The organism is Rhodococcus sp. NPDC079359 (genome assembly GCF_040702585.1).
Taxonomy (GTDB): domain Bacteria; phylum Actinomycetota; class Actinomycetes; order Mycobacteriales; family Mycobacteriaceae; genus Rhodococcoides.
This window is the reverse complement of sequence record NZ_JBFBLH010000002.1, coordinates 342,004-363,392: the sequence shown is the minus strand read 5'-3', so window position 1 is coordinate 363,392 and position 21,389 is coordinate 342,004. Positions and strand designations below refer to the sequence as shown.

Below are 21,389 nucleotides of genomic sequence, written 5' to 3'. Positions count from 1 at the left end.
GATTTGGGGGAGAACAAGATCGGCGGCACTACCGCGAAGGATGGTTGCGGTCCTGTAGAAAGTGTTGCCAGTCCCTGTCCCACTGCCGCATTCGTGAACGTTCGCCGGCCCTGGTTGTGAGATAGACAAGACCACCGACGACGACTGCACCGAGGAACCACACGAACACGGCCGTGGCAGTTCCGTTGACGACGGCACCGGCGGCGGTCTCGGGAGCGCGTACGCGGTTTCCGTCCGCATCGCGCCAGATCGGAGTCGTCTCACCGATCTGCACAGCGGACGGCACCTGGGCCGATCCCGACCGGATGGAGCCGTCCGGCGCGCTCCACTGCACGGTCGCGGTACCGCTGGCGGGCACGGCACCGTCCGTCTCGGACCGCTCGGTCCTGACGGAGTCGACCACCCTGGCATCGACTCGAACGTATTCTGCGCGTTGCTGTTGCGCCCGCAACGACAGGTCGCTGTACGTCACCGAACCGATCGTCGCTGCCACGGGAACCAGCAGCAGAAGCACCGCGATCCCGACGGCGAAAGCCGCTCGTTCGATCCTGTCCGGCAGCCGCATCAGTGGATTGGAGATCCACGGACTGTGTCGCCACCACCGGTGCGCGAGTTCCGAGAACATGGCCGTCACCTACTCCCACCCGAAGTGCATTCGTCTCCTACGAGTCTCCGGCGTCGAGCAGTGGATCCGGAAGGGCACAAGGTCCCGATGAGCCGGGGGCTGTCGGCAGTTCGAGGACTCAACGCACCACGAGAATCGGGCAGCCCGACGCATGCACCAGTGACTGGCCGACCGAGCCGGTGAACGGACCAGTCCATGGCCCGTGCCCGCGGCTGCCGACCACGAGGAGGTGTGCGGTGGCCGATGCGAGTCGAAGCTCGTGCTCCGCGGACGCGTCGAGCAGATGCAGATGCACGTCGACCGTGGGATGCATGGACTCAGCAGCGTCGAGGCGTCCGCCCAGCCATTCGAGTGCTCGGATCTGTTCCAGCTCGGCATCGTTCGTGACAGGCCGACGGCGGGGCGATCCGACGTGCAGCGCGGTGAGTGGTACCTCGAGTGCATCGGCGAACCAGAAGGCCGCCTCGATCGCTCTGGTGCAGGAATCGGAGTGATCGACGCCGACGACAACCGGAGAGGTCGGCGTGAGATCCGCGTGCTGGGGACGCCACACCAGGACCGGGCACGACGATTCTTCGACGATGCGAGTTGCGTTGCGGCCGAACAGGACATCTCGGATCGGGCCCGATTCACGACCGCCGATGACGATCAGATCAGCAGTGTGCGACAGCGCGCCGAGAACGGAGGCTATGGGATCGTCCGTCAGAATCGAATCGATTGCGATGCGGGGATCGAGACCGAAGAGTTCACGACGAGCCGATCGGAGAAGGCGTCGACCGTGCAGTCGCTCCAACGACCGGGCCGATTCGCGGGAGGTGAGTGCGTGCACGAGCCGAATGCGCGCGCCGGTGACAGAGGCCAGGCCCGCGGCCCAGGACAGGGCGTCGCGGGATTTCAACGTGCCGTCGAGCGCGACGACGATGTCACCCCAGTTGCTCTTCGCCCAGAAGCCGGGAGCGTCCGGGTCTTCTGTGGGTTGGTGTCGCGGCTCTGCGCTCACCATGACCGGCCTGCCATGGGCGGCAGGGTGCGGCGTATCTCGGCCGAAACGGTCTTCAGATCGTCGTCGATTGCTCGTTCCGCTTGCAGACGGTCGAGTTCGACACGGGCACGATTGGACGTCAGTGGGAACAGGTGGCCGTGGACGCGCGCGGTGGCGTACAGGCGGTCGTAGGTGGTGCGGACTGCGTCGTCGACGACTGCGCGCGTCAGATCGGGGAACCTCGCGGCGAGCATCTCGGCGATCGATGTCAATTCGTCGTGCAGCAGTTGGGTGGTCGGTGGTGCGTCGGTGATGGTCATGAAGATCGGCTACCTCGCGCTCGTGGAGATGGAGTGCTCCTCCCCTGAGCGTTCCCGGCGCGGCTCGTGCGATGTAGGGCCTTTTGTCGACGAGCTCGTTACCGAAGGCCCCTCTGTCCTGTGATGCCGCCTCGTAGCGTCGTCCACGCTGCCCGATGACCCGCACCGCACGAGTTGTACCGACCGAAGGGCCCGCCATGGGAACGAACAGAGTTTTTGCACTCGTCATCGGATGTGTGGTCTCACTCGTCGCCTTCGCAGTGCTCGGCGTCGGTGTACTTCTGTTCTTCGGTTACGTCGCGCAGGACGACGAGGGGCGAATCGGTTTGCCGACCGCACCGTTGACGACGGCCTCGAGCGCACTCGTGTCCGAGGATGTCTCCCTTGTCGATGCGATCGACCCGCAGGTGTCGGACAGGGTTTCGGTCTCGGTCCGAGTCACCTCGTCCGATCCCGCGCGTGAGGTGCTGATCGGGATCGCGCCCACCGAAGATGTTCGTGACTACCTCCGCGGTGTGGCGCACACCGTGGTGACCGATGTCGAGTTCTCTCCCTTTCGGGCTGGATACGACAACGTCGCTGGAAGCGACACCGCTGCTTCGCCGCTGGATCAGCCGTGGTGGTCGACCCGTGCAAGTGGCACGGGGACAACAGAACTGGAGTGGAGGCCGCAGGGCGGCTCGTGGACGATGGTAGTCATGAATGCCGACGGGAGCGCCGGCGTCGACGTGGACGTGAGGGCAGGCGTCCGAGTGCAGTCACTCGGACCGGTGGCTGCTTCCGTACTGGCAGCGTCGGCGATCCTTCTGGTGCTCGGTGTCGGGGCGATCGTCTTCGGTGCGTCCGGGCTCGGCAGGCGGGCGGCTTCCGAGACCGCGGCGGTATCGAAGCCGCTCGACGAACCGGACGCCCTGCTCAGCGCTGCCGAACAGTCTCTATATCCGGTGGTGCTCACAGGCACACGCCCCGAGTCACTGTCCCGGGGGCTGTGGCTCGTGAAATGGATTCTGGCAGTGCCGCACTACATCGTGTTGGTCTTTCTCCTGGCAGGCTTCTTTGTCACGACCTTCGTCGCGGGGTTGGCGATCCTGTTCACCGGGAGGTACCCGCGCGGTTTGTTCGACTTCAATGTGGGAGTTCTCCGCTGGGTGTGGCGTGTGCAGTTCTACTCGTACTCCGCGCTGGGTACCGACCGCTACCCGCCGTTCACGCTGCACCGCACGGACCATCCCGCCGACCTCGTGGTGGACTACCCCGAAAAGCTCTCGCGCGGAAAAGTTCTGGTGAAGTGGTGGCTGCTGGCGATCCCGCACTACCTGGTGCTCTCCCTGCTGGCGGGAGGCTGGTACGCGGGCTTCCGCATAGCGGGTAACGGCGGGGACGCAGGGGCTACGGGCCAGCCGTACATCTTCGGATCCGTTCTCGGCGTGCTCGTCCTCATCGCCGGTATCTCGCTTCTGTTCACCGGGCGCTATCCGCGAGGCCTGTTCGACCTGGTGCTCGGCATCAACCGGTGGGTGTTTCGCGTCGCGGCCTATGCGGCTCTGATGACCGACGAGTACCCGCCGTTCCGGCTCGATCAGGGGCCGGACGAGACCGAATCAGCTCAGAAAGACCGCGTCGACGACGACGTATCCGGCCACCGCGAAGACCAGGTAGGCGAATAGGCGTTGTAGCCGTGCGGTATCGACCCGACTTCCGAAGTGCGCGGCCACGAGGGAGCCGACGATTGCGGTGCCTGCGAAGGCGAGGGTGATCGACCAGTCGATGGTCGTACCACTCAGGTGCGAGAACAGACCCGCGACGGAGTTCGCGACGATGATGACCAGCGAGGTTCCGACAGCGACCGACATCTCTATGCCGAGCATCAGCACCAGTACCGGAATGATCAGGAAGCCGCCTCCGACGCCGAACAGCCCGGTCATGAATCCGACGGCAAGGCCGGCCGGAACCGAACGTGGTGCGCAGCGTCTCCAGTTGATGCCCGATGTCGATGTCTTGCAGGCTGTTCCGATACCTCCCCGCTCGGCGAGCATCCGCGCTCCTGCGGCAATCATCACGGCGGCGAAACCGAGCAGCAGGACCCTGTCCGGAAGCAACCGTCCGAGTGCACTACCGGCGAACGTCGCGGGAATGCCGGTCGCAGCGAACACGGCCGCCAGCCGCCATTCGACTCGGTGGGCTCTCAGCTTCGGTATCACTCCTACTGCGGAGGCGGTACCGACGACGATCAGCGAGACGGGGATGGCTTCCTCCACGCCGAGGCCGAGGGCGAACACCAATACCGGGACCGCAAGAATCGATCCGCCTCCACCGAGTAGGCCGAGCAGAATTCCGATCACCGCACCGAATCCGAGCGCCAGCGCCAACGTCATCGTGTGTTCACTCCCATGGTTGCTGTTCTCTTTATACCCCAAGGGGGTACTTGACATACCCTAGGGGGTATTGCACACTGTGTCTACCGCCCCGCGAAATTCGCCCGGAGACAGCCAGATGGAGGAAATCATGATCCTCGAGCAGTACTACCTCGAATGCCTTTCCCACGCTTCGTATCTGATCGGTGACGAGAGCACCGGACGCGCGATCGTAGTCGATCCTCGTCGCGACATCGCTGAATACCTGGACGATGCGGCGAAATACGGCCTCACGATCGAGGGTGTCGTCAACACCCACTTTCACGCCGACTTCGTCTCGGGTCACCTCGAATTGGTCGACGCGACCGGCGCGTGGATCGGCTTCGGTGAATCGGCCGAGACCGACTACCCCATTCGGAGACTGCGCAACGGGGAACGTCTGTCCCTCGGCGAGGTCGAACTCGAGATCTTGTCCACTCCGGGTCACACCTGGGAGTCGATCTCGGTCTTGGTTCGCGAGCATCCCGGGGCCACCCCGACTGCCGTGCTCACCGGAGATTCCCTGTTCATCGGCGATGTCGGGCGACCCGATCTCGTCAATCTCGGGGACGGGTCCACCACCGACCTTGCCAGAGCGATGTATCGGACGGTGCACAACACACTGCTGACGCTGCCCGACGAGGTCGTCGTCATGCCCGCCCACGGAGCCGGCTCGTCCTGTGGCAAGAACCTGTCCACCGAGTTGACCTCCACCATCGGCGAGCAGCGGGCGACCAATCCGTCGGTGCAGCCGATGACCGAGGATGCTTTCGTTGCGCTGGTCACCGAGGGTCAACCGGCGGCTCCGTCGTACTTCTCCGCCGACGCCGCGATGAACAAGCAGGTGCACCCGCTGCTGTCACCGAGCCGTACGATTCCTGCGCTGACACCGGAGGAGGTCCGAGGCGAGCTTTCCGCCGGCACCCGAGTGCTCGACGCGCGGAGTGTGGACGACTTCGCGGCCGGCCATCTTCGGGGATCGGTCAACGTGGGTTTCGACGGTCGCTTCGCCGAGACCGGCGGCATGGTCGCGGAGATCGGCGGACGCATCGTTCTCATCGCGTACCCGGGGGACGAGCAGGAAGCTGCGCTGCGGTTGGCCAGGGTCGGCTCGGACAACGCGATCGGCTACCTGGTGGTGGACCGAGACGGAACCTTTCCCTCGGAGCTGACCGAACTGGTCGAGACCGCTCCACGCACCACGGTGGAGCAACTCGACGCCATGCTCGCAGCGGACGAAGTGACACTGGTGGACATCCGTAATCCGGGTGAACGCGACCTCGGCACGATCCCGGGAGCGACACCGATACCGCTGGCGCAGCTGCGAACTCGACTCGAGCACGTTCCGACGGGCAAGCCGATCGTGGTGCACTGTGCAGGCGGTTGGCGTTCGAGTGTGGCCGCATCCTTGCTCCGTGCACAGGGATTCGAGGACGTCTCGGATCTGCTGGGTGGCTACAACGCCTGGGTCGACGCCCACGTTCCGGCCTGACATTTCACCGAATCGTAGAGGAGAGAATCATGTGTTATCCCGTCACCTGCAACACCTGCAACAAGACCGGCTGGGGTGGTTGCGGCAACCATGTCGACGACGTCATGGCCACGGTGTCCGTGGCCGACCGCTGCACCTGCGGTGAGGCATCAGCGTCACCCGTCTCGGAGCGTCCAAGCATGCGGTCGTTGTTCGGTCGCTGAATCACCCTGGGCAGCAGGGACCTTGTGCCCTAGTTCACGCGGTGCGCTGCGGCCAAGCTGGACCGATGATATCGACAACGCGGGTGGCCACCGAACGCACTCGACGCTGGCCGTGGCTCGGCGCAGTCTGCGGAGGTGCATCGATCAACGCGTTCGGTGCCGCGATCGGATTGATGTCGGGTGCAATCGATCCGAGCCCCGATGTACAGGGGACGTTGCCTGTCACGCTCACAGCACTCTCGCTGGTGTTGGTCGTCGGCATACCGATGGGGCTTGCTGCGGCGTCTGCCTTCGCAGGCGGCGGACGGTCGGGCCCGATGGCTCACATCGCCGGCGTGCTCCTCGTGGCCTGGATCGTCGCGCAACCGGTCCTGACCGGTGAGACGAGCTGGTTGCAGGCATCGTTCGGTGTGCTGGGTCTCGCCATCGCTCTCCGCGGATGGCGAATGACGGTTGCCGCGGGCAAGTCCGCGTATCTGTTGTCGGACGACGCATGAGGTTGCTGATCTGTACCGCAGGTCGGCACGGAGCGACCCACAGTCTGGGCCAGGAAATGGGCCGAGTCTTCGAGCACGATGGCGTCGAGGTCGATATGCGGGCACCGGAATCGGTGACCCGCGTGGACGGCTACGACGCGGTGATCATCGGCAGCGCCGTCTACTCCGATCGCTGGGTTCCGGCCGCGAAGGCTCTGGTCGACAGGGTGTCCAGGTCCGACCATCCACCCGTCTGGCTGTTCTCCTGTGGACCGCTGCACTCGAGCGACCGGCCGGTCAACGTCACCTCCGACGCGGCACACGCGGTGTCGGTGTTGCATGCCACCAAACACCGAACGTTTCCCGGAAGGCTCGAGCCCGAGAAACTTTCGGTGGGGGAGCGTCAGATCTTCGAAAACTCCGGAGCAGTCGCAGGAGACTTCCGCGACTGGGTGCTCGTATGCAATTGGGCCCGAGAGATACTCGCCTGTCTCACGGCTGGGACACCGGGCTCGTGACCTTCTGGGACGTGCCTGCACCCAGACGCTGAGCGGACGGACAAACGTGCTCGTGAATCTCTGCCGCCAGTCGCGCCACCGATTCGGTCAAGACCGTATTGGCCTCGATCATGTCCTGAAGCAGGGCGGTGTTCGAAAGTGTATGTACGGCAACCTCACTGCTCACCGAGTCCGCGCGTTTGGCGGAAATCAGCAGAATCGCTCCCTGGAGTCCCGCGATCATCGACAAGAACAGGTTGAGCAGGATGAACGGGTACGGGTCGAATCCGTCGCTCTGGTTGTACATTGCCCACAGCGCCATGGTGCCCAGAAACAGGAACACGAACGGCCACGAGCCCATCCCGTTTCGGACGTAATCCGCCGCTCGCTCACCGGTGGTCAGTGCGTCACCGGTTCGGACCCCGGGGTGTCTTCGCCACAGGTTCATTGCCCGCAGGTGTTCGATCGGGAGTGTGCAGCAGTATCCATGCTGCCCAGTGTTCTCCAGCTCATCGACCAGTGCCAGGGACGAAAGCCCCTGCTCCTCGGGCCTTTCTGCTCCCGACCTGTCGGGTTGGGATACGTCCCGAACCTGCGGTGACTTCCGGCCCTACATGCCGAGTGTCGCAGCGCCGACCATCGACAGTGTGCATTGCTCGATGGTCGAGAACGGCATTGGATTCGAAAGTTGGAGGACATCCACGATGAAAGCTGCTGTTGTCACCGAGTTCGGCGGACCCCTGGTCGTCAAGGACATCCCGATCCCGACACCCGCACCCGAGCAGGTCCTGGTGAAGATGGAGACGTGCGGGGTGTGCCACACCGATATTCATGCAGCGCAGGGGGATTGGCCAGCAAAGCCCACCCTGCCGTTCGTTCCCGGGCATGAAGGCGTCGGCGTGATCGAGGCCGTCGGATCGCAGGTGTCGAAGGATCGAATCGGTGAGCGGGTCGCGATCGCATGGCTCGGTTCGGCGTGCGGCGAATGCGATCACTGCGTGTCGGGCTGGGAGACGCTGTGCGAGAAGCAGCAGAACAGCGGCTACTCGATCGACGGTGCATACGCGGAATACGCTGTGGCACATGCGCGATACGTAGTCCGCGTGCCAGACGGCATCTCCTCGTTCGACGCTGCACCGCTGACCTGTGCAGGCGTGACGACGTACAAGGCAGTCAAGGTCGGCGGCGTCACACCGGCCCAGCGTGTGGCCATCTTCGGCGTCGGTGGACTCGGTCACATGGCGGTGCAGTACGCCAAGATTGCCGGCGGATTCGTCACCGCAGTGGACATCGAGGACGAGAAGCTCGAACTCGCCCGTGAACTCGGTGCCGATCACACCGTCAATTCGGCGACGACCGATCCGGTGGAGGCGATCCAGGATCTCGGCGGTGCCGATGTCGCCATCGTCCTGGCCGTCATCCCCAGCGTCTTCGATCAGGCCTTCCGTTCGCTTCGCCGCGGCGGTCGGCTGGTGTGCGTGTCCATGCCCGCCCACGGCGTGTTCCCGGTCCCGATCTTCGAGACGGTCGTCGGCGGTATCTCGGTACTCGGTTCGATCGTCGGCACCCGAAAGGACCTGCGTGAAGTGTTCGCACTGCACGAGGCCGGGCGAACCACAGTATCTGCCGTGTCGCGCAAGTTGGACGAGGTGAACGAGTGCTTCGACGACCTCATGGGCGGCCGCGTCACCGCTCGGCAGGTCTTCGAGTTCTGATGTCGAGCCGCGATGCTGTTCGGGAACGCCACAGCATCGCTTGCTCGACTTCTTCACGCAATCGACCCCTCGTCTTTCGACGCGGGTACCACGGCAGGAGCCGACATGTCCTACGCCTCGACCAACCCGTTCACCAATCGGACCGTCGCCACATTCCGTGACATCACCGACCATGAGCTCGACAACGCAGTCGCGACGGCTCAGTCGACCTTCTCATCTTGGAAGAACACTCCGTTCGCAGATCGGGCACGCGTGCTGAATCGCGCCGCAGTTCTATTGCGCGACAATGCGCACGACTATGCGCGCCTGCTCACTCTGGAAATGGGAAAGTTGTTCTCGGAGAGCCTCGGTGAGGTCGAACTCTCTGCTTCCATACTCGAGTACTACGCGGACAACGCCGAGTCGTTCCTGGCACCTCGTACGGTTTCCTCGTCCGAGGAGGCAGGTTCTGCAGTAGTCCACAGTGAACCCCTGGGTATCCTGCTCGGCATCCAACCGTGGAACTTCCCGTACTACCAGTTGGCCCGCGTGGCGGCACCCAATCTCATGGCAGGCAACGTGGTCATCGTCAAACACGCATCCATCGTCCCGCAGTCCGCAGCTGCATTCGAGAAATTGTTCGCTGATGCCGGCGCGCCGAAAGGTCTGTACACCAACGTCTATGCGACGAAGGAACAGCTCGCCTCGCTGATCGACGATCCGCGAATTCGTGGCGTCGCGCTGACCGGAAGCGAACAAGCGGGCGCGATCGTCGCAGCACGGGCGGGAAAGAACCTGAAGAAGTCGACGATGGAACTCGGCGGTACGGATGCGCTCATCGTTCTGGCCGACGCGGAGATGGACAAGACCGTCGCGTGGGCGTTGTGGGGACGAATCAACAACGGCGGTCAGTGCTGCGTGGCGTCCAAGCGGATCATCGTCGAGGAAAGTGTGGCCGACGAATTCACCGCGAAGTTCCTCGACGCGATGGCTGGGCTGACTGCAGGAGATCCCCTCCTCGTCACGACCACGTTGCCGCCGATGTCGTCTCAGGCCGCCGCCGACGGGCTTCGCGCACAGGCCAAGATTGCGCGCGATCACGGCGCCATCGTCACCGAGGTCGGCTCGCCGGTTCCCTCGACGGGGGCGTTCGTGCAACCGACGGTGATCACCCAGTTGGACTCGGACAATCCGGCATACGACATGGAATTCTTCGGCCCTGTCGCGTTGATCTTCAGAGCTGTCGACGCCGATGACGCTGTCCGCATCGCCAACGACTCCAGCTATGGGCTCGGTGGTTCCATTTTCACCGCCGATATCGAACGCGGCCAGGCCCTCGCGCAGAGGATCGAAACAGGAATGGTCTTCGTCAATCACCCGACCTGGACGAGGCCCGACCTGCCGTTCGGAGGCATCAAAAAGTCCGGATACGGCCACGAGCTGTCCTCCGCCGGCATCGAAGAGTTCGTCAACAAGAAGCTGATCAACACCGTCCCCATCGATTCGCCTGCCTGACTCTGCACACATCCTGGCGTGCCCCATCCGGCCGGCGGATGGGGCACGCCACTGCGGTAGAGGCCGTAGGGTTCGAGGTGGGCAGGCGCATACCCGAAAGGTATGCGTGCCCACAACGGAGTGAGCAGTGATGAACACAGAGGAACACGAAGACGATCTCAGGTCGAGCCTGGCCGACCTAGGCAGATTATCGATGACGAATCTGTCTCTGTCCGACACCCTCTCTCACGTGGCTGAATTCGCTGTACGGGCCATTCCCGGCGCAGACGGTGCCGGATTGACGCTCCTGCATCCTGACCGCCCCGACACGATTGTCGCGAGTGCAGATTTCGTCCGTGTCGTCGACGACATCCAGTACGGACTCGGCCAAGGCCCGTGCATCACGGCAGCTGCCGAGGGCATCACCGTTCGGTCAGGTTCGCTCGAGACCGATCCGCAGTGGCCGGAATTCGGTCCGAAGGTCGGTCGTTTGGGAGTGCACAGCGTGTTGTCCCTGCCGCTGATCACCGCAGGCGGTGTGCTCGGTGCGATGAATGTCTATGCGCACCGGCCCGACGCATTCGATGCCCGCGCTGCCGAGTTGGGCGAGCTTTTCTCGGTGCCGGCTGCGATCTCGGTGCAGAACGCGCGCGCACTGGCCAGTGCTGCCCGGCTCACCGAGCAGCTCGAGAAAGCACTGAACAGTCGGGCAGTGATAGACCAGGCGATCGGGGTGCTGATCAGCCGAAGTGGATGCACGGACACCGAAGGATACGACAAGCTCCGATCACTGAGCCAGAGCGAGCACAAGAAGGTGGCAGTGATCGCTGAGGCCATGGTGGGCGAGGCGATGAAGACAGCCCGCTCCCGTTCGCGCAGATAAGGGCGTAGCGTTCGAGTCGCACGCGCATTCCGAGGCATCGAGTCCGACTTTTCCTCGCGCTGGCATATCCGCCCGGGCACAACGCTGCGGGTGTATCGGAAGAATCGAATAGGCGATCGGGCCGCACCTGGAATATCGATGCAATTTCAGCCTCGATTGATGACTGATCTCGCGACTCTGACCGAATCTCTGGACGACCCGTCTATCGATCTCGCTCGTTTCGCCGGGCACTTGGCAGCCGATATCGATGTGGCCGTCTCGGCAGTGGTATCGATCATGTTGACTGTGGTTGTCGACGGTGAACGATTCGAGGTCTCGACAGCGACACGCAGCCCGCATCAGGGAGTCGTGGCGTCCTCGCTCGAATTCACCTTCGCCGGCCGTCCTGGTTCCCGCTCGGCCAACCAACTGCTCATTCTTTCCGGCACTCCCGGAGCGCTCGTCGACTTCGCGGCGGACGTTGGCTTCGCGCTGGGGCTCGCCGAGGGTTCGGCTGTACTGGACCGACATCTGGCCCACAGCGGTGGAACGGACTGTGGGCCGGACGACCAGAGTTCTCTTGCCGATACGAGCGAGGTGAACCAGGCGATCGGTGTTCTCGTTGCGGGTGGCCGCACGGTTGCCGAAGCCCGTGCCGAATTGCGCCGACTCGCCGAGCGGTGGAACCGATCGACCGTCGAAGAGGCCGGTCGGACCCTGCGCGATGCCCGTGGCTGGTTTCCGCCTCAGCTACCGTGAACTGTGCTGCCAGTCGAACTCAGCGAAAGCGATGGGCAATGACGCTGCGCGGTAACTGCAATGGACTGGGATACGCCACGAGAACCCTGTTGCCGTCAGGATCGCAACCGTCGACGTAGCTGACCCCGTCTTCACTGTGCGCGAACGTGGACGGATACCACTTCCTGAGTCGAGCGCCCATTTCGTTGAGGGACTCGATGCGTTGGGCAGACCACATGATCTCGTTGACGCCGAGAGCTCCTATCGGTCGCTGCACCGACATCGGGTCCGCGTGCAGGTAGATCTGAAAACCGTTCCGGGCCAACAGTAGGGCTGCGTCTTGCTCCCTGATCGAGACGGTGAACTCGAACACCGAACAGTAGAAGTCGATCGATCGCGACAGTTCCCGTACGCGGATCAGCGCGGATGCGACTGCCACCGTGGCGATGTGCGACGGGATCGCCCCGGTGGTGCCCGGGCTAGAGATGATCCCTCGAATGAACGACAAGCACCGGGCAGTGGGCATGTTCGGCACATTGCGAGCTGACAGAACCGAGGAGCAGTCCGACGAAGCCGCCGTGACCTCGGCTTCCGACAACGAGAATCTCGGCGTCATGGCTGGCGTCGAGCAGAACCTTCGCCGCAGAACCCTGCCTCGCAACCTGTTTCAGACCTGCGGGGACATCGGTGCCGAATGCAGCAGCCGTCGCCTCGGCGAGTACCTTCTCTGCGTTCTGTGCGGGCTCGACCTCGACGACATAACCGGTGTCCATGTACGGCTGGTACTGCCAGACATGGATTGCATCCACTGTGGTCGAGATGGCCGTGGCCAAATGCTGTGCACGTTGCAGGGCAAGGATCGAGGAGGGCGATCCGTCGACCCCCACCACGATGGGGCGGCCGGTCGGCTCGGTAGCGGTCATGAAGATCGGCCTTTCTCGGGTGAGGACACCAGTCGTTCGGTGAGGATGCCGCTGATGTCTTCGGCCCATCGGGCAACATCTGCGGGTGATCTGCTGTCGCCGTCCGCAGCCTTGATCAGCCGAACGACGGCACGTTCGAGAAGTGACAACCGCGAATTGATCAACTTGCCACCGAACACACGATGCTCGATCGCCCAGTCGGCCTTCGTCTCTTTCGGCTGAGTCGTCGTAGGCGTGCTGCCGTCCACCGGGCCACTCGAGAAGAGCCACACAGGAATCGCTTCCAGTTCGGCTTGTTCCCTGGCGATCAGCGAACGTGCGTCTTTGAGCCATCGGCCCATGTACACGCCGCTGCCGATGATCGCAGCGTCGTACTCGGCAATGCTGTCGACGTCGCGGGCATCACGAACGTCGACTGTCGTGGTGGTGTCGATGTTGGACATTTCGCGCAGAACAGATGCACCCAGCCACTGTCCGATCTCTCGGGTGGCACCGTGGCGGCTTGCTGTTGCAATCAGGATTCGCATGTGGACGTCCTGTCAGTGTTGGTTCGGGTTCGGTTGAATCGCAGTGCAAGGCCATCCATCTGTGTCAGGTACTGCACTCGATCCAAGTCGCCGCGCGCATATCGCGCGGCGAACAGTTCTTCCAACGTGTTGGGTCCGGCACTGTCGAGCGAAGGAACGAGAATCATGCCGGGTGGTCCTTGTCGTGGAGGGAGACTGCTCGATGATCACTCTGCGCTGTCGGACCGCCGCCGAGTAGGGACTTACGACCCACAGGCACGGCCGAAGGTGATCGACTTCTTGTTTTTGCGGAACGACATTCGCGACGGGCAAAGGGTCCCCTGCTTCGAGTACCTCCTACCCTGTCCTGCCACCTGCAGCGTCGATAACGTTCGAATGGGCAGAGCATGTTGCCTGTCCATCGATACGATCGGATCACCATGATGCACAGCCCGACCACCACGATCGCCCCCCCTCGCGAACGGGGACCGTGCGTTGCCGTCGGATTCCGACCGTCGTCTGATCCTGACCGTGCCCGGTCCCGGGACACCCTCGGCCGGCGAGGTGGACGGTGGATGGCGTTCGTACAGCGACGATCTCGAAGGCGAACTTCCGGAACTCGTTGCCGCTCTGACTCGGCTCCTCGGCCCGATCGACCGGGTGCTGTACAGGTTGGACGAGTGGCAGCACGCGCCAAGGCGCGTCTTGGTCGGTTCGAGAAGCGTCCGGTTGGACGGGTACCGCTCGCAGCCGGCCCACACTCTCGGTGTGCGGAGCCTCGATGGAATCAGGTTGGCGCTGCTGGTGATACCCAGGCAACTGAGTGAGCCTGCCGCACAGGTTGTTCTGCGGTGCGCGGGGGAGTACGGGAATACGGAATCCGTACAGCAACTACTCGGTCTGACGCTGACGGACGTCGCTCCGTTCACCGATCCGGTCGTCGCCGCCCAACGGTGGGACTCGGACGGTGGCGCCGCATGGACTCCGAACGCCCTCCACTCGAATTCGTAGAAAAGGACCTTCGGCAGCGGTGCGGGGGCACCCGACCGTGTCCTTGGGGTAGTCGCGACACGCACGCTGGTGGCGTGCGCAGATTCGACAGACTGCCGCACCCGGCTACGAGGAGACCTGTTGACCATGGACCTGATGCACATCACTCGCGTAGTTCTCGTCACGGCAGTGAGTAGCTGACATGCGCGTGGTCATTGCTGTCGGAGGAAACGCGTTGCTTCGTTGCAACGGGCGCTCCGACACCGCCGAACAACTCGCGCATGTTCGTTCGGCGGCAATCGCTCTGGCACCCATCGTTCGCGAACACGAGGTCGTCATCTGTCTCGGCAACGGACCTCAGGTGGGGCCAACCGCCCGGGAGAGCAGCTTGCACGCGGCACTGGTGCGCCCCTACCCGCTGGATGCAGTCGGAGCTCAGAGCCAGGGCATGATCGGCTACTGGCTGTCACAGGCCTTGCGCAACGCGGGCATCGTCAAACCGATCGTCAACCTGACCACGCAGGTACTCGTGGATCCGGACGATGTGGCCTTTTCCGATCCGACCACGTTCGTCGGAGCCGTCTACACGGAGTCCGAGGCCCGCGCCGCAGTGGACGAGCACGGTTGGTCCATCGCTCCCGACGGCACAGGGTGGCGTCGAACAGTACCGTCGCCCAGCCCGATTCGCGTGATCGAGCAGGAATCGATCACGCGCTTGGTCCAGGCCGGCTCCGTCGTACTCTGTGGCGGCGGTGGCGGTGCCCCTGTCGTCGAGGCAGCGAGTGGACAGCTGCGCGGAGTGGATGCGGTCATCGACAAGGACCTGACCGCGACACTGATCGCCCTCGACTGCGGTGCCGATCGTCTGCTGATTCTCACTGACGTGCCCGCTGTCGTCGACCACTTCGGCACCGCGCAGGCGGAGCCGCTGGGCAACGTCTACGTCGACGAGCTCGACCCCGGTGCCTTCGCGGCCGAGTCGATGAGCCCGAAAGTGCAGGCCTGCAGCACCTTCGCCTGGGCGACCGGGCACTTGGCCTCCATCGGCGCGCTCGACGATGCACAGAACGTGCTCGACGGGATATCGGGCACAACGGTTCTCGACCGTCGAACCGAGGACATCGCGGCCGGACGGCGTGCAGTATGAGCCCGGCGGAACGCCGATGACCGTCCTCGTTCGGACAACAGACGGCCGCAACCTCGAAGTACTCGACACCGGCCCCGCGGACGCCTTTCCGCTCGTCTACCACCACGGCACACCACAGGGTGCGGTGCCGTTCCCGACCCTCGAACGCGCTGCGGCGGAGCGGGGACTCCGGGTCGTGTCCTACTCACGGCCCGGGTACGGAGCGTCGTCTCCGCGCCCGAACGGTGCCACCACGGCGCAGGTTGCCGACGATGCCGAGGACACCGCGACTGTGCTCGACCACCTCGGGATCGATGAGTTCCTGACCATCGGCTGGTCCGGCGGGGGACCGCGCGCACTGGCGTGCGCTGCGATGCTGCCAGGACGATGCCTGGCCGCTGCCTGCTGTGTCGGGATAGCGCCGGCCGCCGAGTACGACGGTGACATTCGCGATGGGATGGCCGAAGAGAACATCGACGAGTACACGGCCGTCTTCGCCGGTGTCGAGGCACTGGAAACGTTCCTCGATGTGCGAAAGGGTTTCTTCGGTGTCACGCCGGATCAGGTGGCGGCCGGATTGGGAGCATTGGCTCCGCCGGTCGACCGTGCCGCGCTGACCGATGAGCTGACCGAGTACCTTGCCGCATCGGTCAACGCGGCCGGCCGTCAGGGCATCGTCGGGTGGCGCGACGACGACCTGACCCATACGCGCCCCTGGGGATTCGATACGAGCCGAATCTCGACTCCCGTGTCGATCTGGCAGGGCAGCCTCGACACGATGGTGCCGTTCGCGCACGCGCGATGGCTGGCAGCGAATGTCGCCGGCGCGCAGGCGCATCTGATCGAGGGAGAGGGGCACATCTCCCTGATGAGCCGGGTTCCTGCGATCCTCGATGATCTACGGAGTCTGGGTGGGGTGCTGCAGAGAAACTAGATTGCCTGCGCTGCAATAGCATTCGCAGCAATGGTGCGCAGCATCTTTCTGCTCATGACGAATCCGATGGGCTCGACGAAGTAGCGGCCGAAGGTCAGGTTGCTCTTGAACGACGTCGAGTGCGAGTATCTTCCGCGCTCGATCAGTCGAGTTCGACCGCCGGGCAGGGGTCGTAGATGAAACGACCAGAGTGCCCGGTCGGCCGATTCGGGGTCTGCGCCCAGCAGCACCAAGGCCGTCCCGTCGTCGACCACGGTCACTGTCAGAGACGGTGCTTGTGGATGCAAGATCACAGAGTCGCCGACCGCCAGCGTCTGGAACCAAGGATCGAGTCCCGTTGCCGCCGTGATGTTGCAGCCGACCATGTTCTCGAGTCCGCGATAGCTGTAGAAACCTGCACGTTGCTGACCGATCTGAGTCAACCATGGCCACACGAGATCCGGCGTCGTGTCGACATCGATCGCATGGGTGTACCCCCACGCCGGGTGTGGCACGCTGTCGTCACCGGGCAACGTTTCGTTCACCTCCGCCTGCGTCGCACCCCATGTCGTACGCCACCGGCGCAGGGGAACTGAGGCCAGGACGTGGAACGCGATCAGGCCGGCACCAGCGGCCGACTCGGCGAGCTCGTTCATTCCGGTCTCACGCATCGCGTCGGCGCAGGAGATACGACGCGAGTGCGAGCAGCAGCACCGTCCACAGTGCTGCGACTCCGAAACCCTGCCAGGGAGTGAGTAAGTCGCCGGGGGCTTGCCGGGGTGAGGCGATCAGGCTGCCTGCCTGCGAGGGTAGGTACGCCTGGATGTACCGGCCGACGGTGCCGGGGATCAGCTGGGTCAGCGGGGCCAGTACGAGAACGAATCCGATGATGCCGGTGATGGCACCCGCGGTGTGTCGGACGATGGCACCGACGGCGACTGCCATGGCACCGAGCAGCGCAAGGTACAGACCGGCACCGATCACCGCTCGCAGCACACCCGGATCGCTCAGCGACACCGAGGCACGTGAATCCATGATTGCCGACCCGAGGAAGAATGTGGGAAAGGCCGTGATCTCACCGATCACGAACACGACGGCCATGAACACGCCGGTCTTGGCGGCCAACATCGGTATTCGTGAGGGGACCGCCAGCAGGCTGGCCCTGATCGTGCCGCTCGCGTATTCGCTGGTGACCACCAGGACTCCGAGGACACACACCGCCAACTGACCGAGTTGGAATCCTGCACCGAGGATCTGCCGCGCGGGGTCGGTGACGATCTGGAGCTGTGACGCCGGATCGACGTTGTCCCAGTAAGCGACGGTGAACCAGGTGAAAAACCCGGTGAAGCCCACCGTGACGATCACCAATGCGGCCAACGACCAGATCGTCGAACGCAGCGAAATCAGCTTCGTCCATTCCGATAACACCAGTCCGACAACGTCGGTGCGGTGGTGTTCGCGCTCGCGAGGTGCCGATGCGATGCGCTGTGCGGTGATACTCATGGGTTCGCCTGTCCGCGAGAGTGGGTGACGAGCTGTCGGTCGTGCTCGACATCGTCGAGGTGGGTGAGTGTCATGAACGCTTCTTCCAGCGACGCCTCCTGCGGGGTCAGCTGATAGATCGCGATGTGTTGCTGTTGGGCGAGTTCCCCGACCCGGTGCGCCGAGAGATCATGAACGGTGAGTCCATCGTGGCCGAGGATGTCGGCGGTACCTCCGTCCGCCTCGATCACTGCGGCGAGACTCGTCGAGTCGGATGACGACACCAGCACCGACGCTCGACTGCTGCGGGCAATCAGCTCTGCGGGAGTGCATTCGGCGATCAGTCGGCCGTGATCGATGACGACGAGATGGTCTGCAGTCTGCGCCATCTCGCCCATCAGATGGCTGGAGACGAAGACCGTTCGTCCCTCTCCCGCCAGGTTCTTCATGAGGTTGCGCATCCAATAGATGCCGTCCGGATCCAAGCCGTTGATCGGCTCGTCCAGGATCAGCACCGTCGGGTCGCCGAGCAGTGCTGCGGCAATCCCGAGTCGCTTCCTCATACCGAGCGAGAACGATCCGGTACGTTCGCCGCTGACGTCGCGTAGCCCGACCAGCTCCAGAACATCGATGATGCGTGTGGTCGGAATATGTTGAGTTCGAGCAAGATACAGCAGATGAGCGTATGCCGATCGTCCCGGGTGGACGGCCTCGGAGTCCAACAGGGTTCCCACAGTGAGGAGAGGTTTGCTCAGCTGGGCGTACTCGACACCGCCGATCAGTGCGGTGCCGGCGCTGGGGCGATCCAAGCCGACGATCAACCGCATGGTGGTGGACTTACCCGATCCGTTCGGTCCGAGAAAGCCGGTGACAGTGCCGGGTTCGACAACGAACGACAGGCCGTCGATGACGAGTTTGTTGCCGTAACTCTTGCTCAGTGCCTGTACTTCGATCGGGAAGTTCATCGTGACTGCGTGGCGAATACATGTTCGTCGACACGGTGGACTTCGATCTTGCAGTTCTCGACCACGGCGGCAACAGCAGCGACGGCGACCAGAACCGGAGCGACGACGGCGAATGCGAGACCGGCGGTGACGGGGATCTCGATGATGGTGTGGTCGTGCTCGTTCTTCACCACTATTCGACGAATGTTGCCGTCGTGCAGCAGCTTCTTCACGGTTGCGGTCACGTCGGCTCCCCTGGTCTGCATGGTGTCGATCAGGGGGGTTGCTTCTCGTGTGTCTGTGGAGTCGGAGGTATTCATGATCGAAGTCCGTTCTGCTCGAGGTACGAGTCGTGTCGAATTATGTTGTAAGGGTTGAAGATCAGTGTGGAGTAAGAAATACACTGCGGGTAGGGGCTTTGTGCCCCCGATTCGCGGCTGCGTGGAGAGCTGCCCGGGTACTTCGCTCGACCAGCAGGGGAACGAAATCGCGGATCGTTCGCCCATCGAAACGGGAATACTCTGTTGCGATAGCCTCGTCGATCACCGCTGTCGCAGTGTCGGGGAAGGCTGTCCCCAGCCTGACGCCAATTTCGGCGATGTGGTTCTCTTGGGTGGTCGTCATGGCGTTCGGACCAACGTGGCGGCATCGCGCCTCATCGAAGTCGGGTATTGCGCTGTGGGGGAACCGAGTCGCACCATCATCTGAATCGTTTGGCCCTCAGGCGCGTATTCCTCGTGAATTGCCGCGTACGGGCCGGCCATCTCGGAATACTCCTGGAGGACCTGACTCAGCGGTTGCATCACCAACCCGAGAGTGCGTGCACGTAGCGACAGATCGGCGTAGAGCATCCCCGCCTGTACCTGCTCCGCCCGGGAATTGGATGCCGTGCTCACCAGTGCGTACGCAGGGGTATGTGCAACGGCCTCGTCGGTCGACGAAATTGCATTCTTCGCAGTGGCCGCGTCGTCGTTGATCGACGGCACGATCGTGATCAGCCCCTGCAGTAGGTACTTCATGAATCCGCTGGTTCCCTGACCTTCCACGGCGAACCCGGACCGGGCATCGTTCTTCGCGCCTTCGTTGGGATGGAACAACGCCGCGCTCTCCTCGGTTGCCGGGGTGTACCGGCTCTCGACGAGGGTGCCCTCGACAGCGAAGTCGCCGAGAGTCGCCATGTTCTCGGCATCGGTGACTATCTCCACGGTTGCGCCGGAACCGGTTGCCAACTCCGTCAGTGCGTCGCGTTCGGTGGCTGTCAACGGGGTGTCCGAGTAGGGGGCACGATTGGTGTCCGAGAGGAACAGAGAATCGAAGTCCTCGGTGACGACCGACGCATCCTCTGCGAGAGTCACCTTCGCAACCGGTACGTCGTTCATCGATCGCATCAGGTCGGCCTCGTCGTAAGGACCGGCCGGGAACAGCTCGACGGTCGACCGGTATCCCATTTCAGCGGCCGCCACCTCGAAGTACTGCAGAAACGTTCCCTGCGAGAGCATGGCTTGTCGGGCCAGCGGATCCACTGCGGGAGTGAGGCGAGTGGCGTCCACGTAGAGGTAGAGCACCTGCGCGTCGGACTGATCGAAGACGACCGTCCACGGCTGTGTGTTGTGGCTGCTGGGGGCCAGTTCGGCGCGCGCGACGACCTTCATCCGTGGGTCGTCGAAACCGTCGGAGTAGTCCGAAGACCACGGATCCAGGTAGTGGGCAGGGGAGAAGATTCCACCGACCGCGAGAACGATCCCGAGACCGAGTATCGCCACTCCTGCAATCGATCCCATTGAGATCAGAGCTATCTTCTTCACGAATGTTCCTTCGTCGTAGTCGTTCTCTCGCGGGCGGAGCTGGGCACGACGGTGACCGGACACGACGCGCGTGCCATCACCGAGCGGCTGGTGGAACCGAGCATCATTCCGGCGAATCCGCCGCGACCATGACTGCCCAGCACCAGTAGTTGGGCGCTCTGTGCGTGGTCCAGCAGTGCGTGGACCGGGCGGTCTCTGACCGCCACATGTCGCAGCGCTACCGTCGGATGCCGGCGCGCGCAATCATCGACGGCCCTTGCCAATACGTCGTCGGCTTCGGGTCGGTGAGTTGCCCATTCGAGACCGGGAACCGACATCCCTATCGACAGATCGGAATCGGCCCATGCGTGCACAGCAGTAAGCGTCACGCCTCGGACTTCGGCTTCCTCGAATGCCCACTCCACCGCGCCCATGGCGGCCGAGGTCCCATCGACGCCGACCACGACCGCTTCGGACTGTGTGTAGCCGCCCGTCGGCCACGCATGTACGACCGTGACCGGGCAGTGCGAGTGCGTACTCAGCGCAACGCTGACCGAACCCAACGACGCACGCTGTGCCGCACCGAGTCCGTGCGTTCCGATGACGACCATGCGAGACGTCTCGGACAACTCGAGCAAGGTCGCGGCGGCGGGTCGATCCGACAGAAGTACGTCGACGGCGATGGTCGACGCGGCCGATCCTGCGGCTCGAGCTATCGACATGGCCTCGTCCAGAATGAGGTTCGTTTCGGACCTCAGGTGCGCCGATGTTCGTTCGGGCAGGGCGTCGAGGCCTGTGAGTACCGTCGGGACAGCAGAGACGATCGTCAGGTCGGAGCTGTGCAGTTCGGCATCGAGCACGGCCCATCGGAGGGCGTCGAGAGACGCCGCGGAACCGTCGACTCCTACCACGGTGTGGGATATGCCCATCTGATGTTTCCCTTCA

Annotated in this window: 27 protein-coding genes; 12 read left to right on the top strand and 15 right to left on the bottom strand. The window is 63.5% G+C overall.

The window, feature by feature from the left end:
- Positions 1-28 precede the first annotated feature (28 nt).
- From AB0362_RS06370 to AB0362_RS06360, 3 genes are all read right to left on the bottom strand, one after another.
- Positions 29-625, bottom strand: a complete 597-nt coding sequence (locus AB0362_RS06370; RefSeq protein WP_366235183.1) for a hypothetical protein — start codon at positions 623-625, stop codon at positions 29-31.
- 118 nt (positions 626-743) lie between these two features.
- Entirely contained in the window at positions 744-1,628 is an 885-nt protein-coding gene (locus tag AB0362_RS06365) for a universal stress protein (RefSeq protein WP_366235182.1), read from the bottom strand.
- Positions 1,622-1,927, bottom strand: coding sequence for a three-helix bundle dimerization domain-containing protein (locus tag AB0362_RS06360; protein ID WP_366235181.1), 306 nt, complete (start codon positions 1,925-1,927; stop codon positions 1,622-1,624). The genes AB0362_RS06365 and AB0362_RS06360 overlap by 7 nt, the downstream gene beginning before the upstream one ends.
- Before the next feature lie 197 nt (positions 1,928-2,124).
- Here AB0362_RS06360 and AB0362_RS06355 point away from each other — a divergent pair, with 197 nt between their 5' ends.
- A complete protein-coding gene (locus AB0362_RS06355) occupies positions 2,125-3,594 on the top strand; it encodes a DUF4389 domain-containing protein (RefSeq protein WP_366235180.1) in 1,470 nt (489 codons plus the stop codon).
- Here AB0362_RS06355 and AB0362_RS06350 read toward each other — a convergent pair.
- Positions 3,529-4,302, bottom strand: a complete 774-nt coding sequence (locus tag AB0362_RS06350) for a sulfite exporter TauE/SafE family protein (RefSeq protein ID WP_317809950.1) — start codon at positions 4,300-4,302, stop codon at positions 3,529-3,531. The genes AB0362_RS06355 and AB0362_RS06350 overlap by 66 nt on opposite strands.
- A gap of 130 nt (positions 4,303-4,432) precedes the next feature.
- Here AB0362_RS06350 and AB0362_RS06345 point away from each other — a divergent pair, with 130 nt between their 5' ends.
- The 4 genes from AB0362_RS06345 (at position 4,433) to AB0362_RS06330 (ending at position 7,009) form a co-directional block, all read left to right on the top strand.
- Positions 4,433-5,812 carry an MBL fold metallo-hydrolase gene (locus AB0362_RS06345; protein ID WP_317809951.1) on the top strand — a complete coding sequence of 460 codons (1,380 nt, stop codon included), beginning with the start codon at positions 4,433-4,435 and terminating at the stop codon, positions 5,810-5,812.
- A gap of 29 nt (positions 5,813-5,841) precedes the next feature.
- A complete protein-coding gene (locus tag AB0362_RS06340; protein WP_188078790.1) occupies positions 5,842-6,015 on the top strand; it encodes a hypothetical protein in 174 nt (57 codons plus the stop codon).
- Positions 6,016-6,080: 65 nt separating this feature from the next.
- Positions 6,081-6,512 carry a hypothetical protein gene (locus AB0362_RS06335; RefSeq protein WP_317809954.1) on the top strand — a complete coding sequence of 144 codons (432 nt, stop codon included), beginning with the start codon at positions 6,081-6,083 and terminating at the stop codon, positions 6,510-6,512.
- The gene (locus AB0362_RS06330) at positions 6,509-7,009 is read left to right on the top strand and encodes a flavodoxin domain-containing protein (protein ID WP_317809955.1); all 501 of its coding nucleotides are present in this window, start codon (positions 6,509-6,511) and stop codon (positions 7,007-7,009) included. Before AB0362_RS06335 ends, AB0362_RS06330 begins: the two co-directional genes overlap by 4 nt.
- Here AB0362_RS06330 and AB0362_RS06325 read toward each other — a convergent pair.
- Complete coding sequence (locus AB0362_RS06325) at positions 6,984-7,436, bottom strand: DUF1003 domain-containing protein (RefSeq protein ID WP_317809957.1); 453 nt, start codon at positions 7,434-7,436, stop codon at positions 6,984-6,986. The two genes, AB0362_RS06330 and AB0362_RS06325, sit on opposite strands and share 26 nt — an antisense overlap.
- Positions 7,437-7,692: 256 nt before the next feature.
- On the opposite strand from AB0362_RS06325, the gene adhP reads away from it, so the two are divergent.
- The 4 genes from adhP to AB0362_RS06305 all read left to right on the top strand — a co-directional run bounded on the left by adhP (position 7,693) and on the right by AB0362_RS06305 (position 11,797).
- Positions 7,693-8,703, top strand: a complete 1,011-nt coding sequence (adhP, locus tag AB0362_RS06320; protein ID WP_317809958.1) for an alcohol dehydrogenase AdhP — start codon at positions 7,693-7,695, stop codon at positions 8,701-8,703.
- Between the two features lie 105 nt (positions 8,704-8,808).
- Positions 8,809-10,197, top strand: a complete 1,389-nt coding sequence (locus tag AB0362_RS06315) for an NAD-dependent succinate-semialdehyde dehydrogenase (RefSeq protein WP_317809959.1) — start codon at positions 8,809-8,811, stop codon at positions 10,195-10,197.
- Between the two features lie 130 nt (positions 10,198-10,327).
- Complete coding sequence (locus AB0362_RS06310) at positions 10,328-11,059, top strand: GAF and ANTAR domain-containing protein (RefSeq protein WP_317809961.1); 732 nt, start codon at positions 10,328-10,330, stop codon at positions 11,057-11,059.
- Positions 11,060-11,218: 159 nt separating this feature from the next.
- On the top strand, positions 11,219-11,797 hold the full coding sequence (locus AB0362_RS06305) for a hypothetical protein (protein WP_317809962.1): 579 nt from the start codon (positions 11,219-11,221) through the stop codon (positions 11,795-11,797).
- Between the two features lie 19 nt (positions 11,798-11,816).
- Here the strand turns inward: AB0362_RS06305 and AB0362_RS06300 are convergent, their stop codons facing one another.
- From AB0362_RS06300 to AB0362_RS06290, 3 genes are read right to left on the bottom strand one after another with little or no spacing between them, the layout of a single operon-like run.
- Positions 11,817-12,215 (bottom strand): VOC family protein, encoded by a 399-nt coding sequence (locus AB0362_RS06300; RefSeq protein WP_366235178.1) that lies wholly within the window; start codon positions 12,213-12,215, stop codon positions 11,817-11,819.
- Positions 12,216-12,255: 40 nt separating this feature from the next.
- Positions 12,256-12,699, bottom strand: a complete 444-nt coding sequence (locus tag AB0362_RS06295; RefSeq protein WP_317809966.1) for a universal stress protein — start codon at positions 12,697-12,699, stop codon at positions 12,256-12,258.
- The gene (locus AB0362_RS06290; RefSeq protein WP_317809967.1) at positions 12,696-13,226 is read right to left on the bottom strand and encodes a flavodoxin domain-containing protein; all 531 of its coding nucleotides are present in this window, start codon (positions 13,224-13,226) and stop codon (positions 12,696-12,698) included. The genes AB0362_RS06295 and AB0362_RS06290 overlap by 4 nt, the downstream gene beginning before the upstream one ends.
- 474 nt (positions 13,227-13,700) lie before the next feature.
- Here AB0362_RS06290 and AB0362_RS06285 point away from each other — a divergent pair, with 474 nt between their 5' ends.
- The 3 genes from AB0362_RS06285 to AB0362_RS06275 all read left to right on the top strand — a co-directional run bounded on the left by AB0362_RS06285 (position 13,701) and on the right by AB0362_RS06275 (position 16,255).
- The gene (locus tag AB0362_RS06285; protein WP_317809968.1) at positions 13,701-14,216 is read left to right on the top strand and encodes a DUF5994 family protein; all 516 of its coding nucleotides are present in this window, start codon (positions 13,701-13,703) and stop codon (positions 14,214-14,216) included.
- 181 nt (positions 14,217-14,397) lie between these two features.
- The gene (locus tag AB0362_RS06280) at positions 14,398-15,342 is read left to right on the top strand and encodes a carbamate kinase (protein ID WP_317809970.1); all 945 of its coding nucleotides are present in this window, start codon (positions 14,398-14,400) and stop codon (positions 15,340-15,342) included.
- 16 nt (positions 15,343-15,358) lie between these two features.
- Positions 15,359-16,255: an alpha/beta fold hydrolase gene (locus AB0362_RS06275; protein ID WP_317809972.1), complete on the top strand. Its 897-nt coding sequence runs from the start codon at positions 15,359-15,361 to the stop codon at positions 16,253-16,255.
- Here AB0362_RS06275 and AB0362_RS06270 read toward each other — a convergent pair.
- The 7 genes from AB0362_RS06270 to AB0362_RS06240 form a co-directional block, all read right to left on the bottom strand.
- On the bottom strand, positions 16,252-16,890 hold the full coding sequence (locus tag AB0362_RS06270; RefSeq protein WP_317809973.1) for an SRPBCC family protein: 639 nt from the start codon (positions 16,888-16,890) through the stop codon (positions 16,252-16,254). The two genes, AB0362_RS06275 and AB0362_RS06270, sit on opposite strands and share 4 nt — an antisense overlap.
- 7 nt (positions 16,891-16,897) lie before the next feature.
- The gene (locus AB0362_RS06265; protein WP_317809974.1) at positions 16,898-17,737 is read right to left on the bottom strand and encodes a hypothetical protein; all 840 of its coding nucleotides are present in this window, start codon (positions 17,735-17,737) and stop codon (positions 16,898-16,900) included.
- Positions 17,734-18,681 (bottom strand): ATP-binding cassette domain-containing protein, encoded by a 948-nt coding sequence (locus AB0362_RS06260; RefSeq protein WP_317809975.1) that lies wholly within the window; start codon positions 18,679-18,681, stop codon positions 17,734-17,736. The genes AB0362_RS06265 and AB0362_RS06260 overlap by 4 nt, the downstream gene beginning before the upstream one ends.
- Positions 18,678-18,980 (bottom strand): DUF4342 domain-containing protein, encoded by a 303-nt coding sequence (locus AB0362_RS06255; protein ID WP_317809977.1) that lies wholly within the window; start codon positions 18,978-18,980, stop codon positions 18,678-18,680. The genes AB0362_RS06260 and AB0362_RS06255 overlap by 4 nt, the downstream gene beginning before the upstream one ends.
- Positions 18,981-19,041: 61 nt before the next feature.
- Complete coding sequence (locus AB0362_RS06250) at positions 19,042-19,284, bottom strand: three-helix bundle dimerization domain-containing protein (protein ID WP_366235177.1); 243 nt, start codon at positions 19,282-19,284, stop codon at positions 19,042-19,044.
- Positions 19,281-20,465 (bottom strand): hypothetical protein, encoded by a 1,185-nt coding sequence (locus AB0362_RS06245; RefSeq protein ID WP_317809979.1) that lies wholly within the window; start codon positions 20,463-20,465, stop codon positions 19,281-19,283. The genes AB0362_RS06250 and AB0362_RS06245 overlap by 4 nt, the downstream gene beginning before the upstream one ends.
- Complete coding sequence (locus AB0362_RS06240) at positions 20,462-21,373, bottom strand: universal stress protein (RefSeq protein WP_317809981.1); 912 nt, start codon at positions 21,371-21,373, stop codon at positions 20,462-20,464. Before AB0362_RS06240 ends, AB0362_RS06245 begins: the two co-directional genes overlap by 4 nt.
- Between the last annotated feature and the right edge of the window lie 16 nt (positions 21,374-21,389).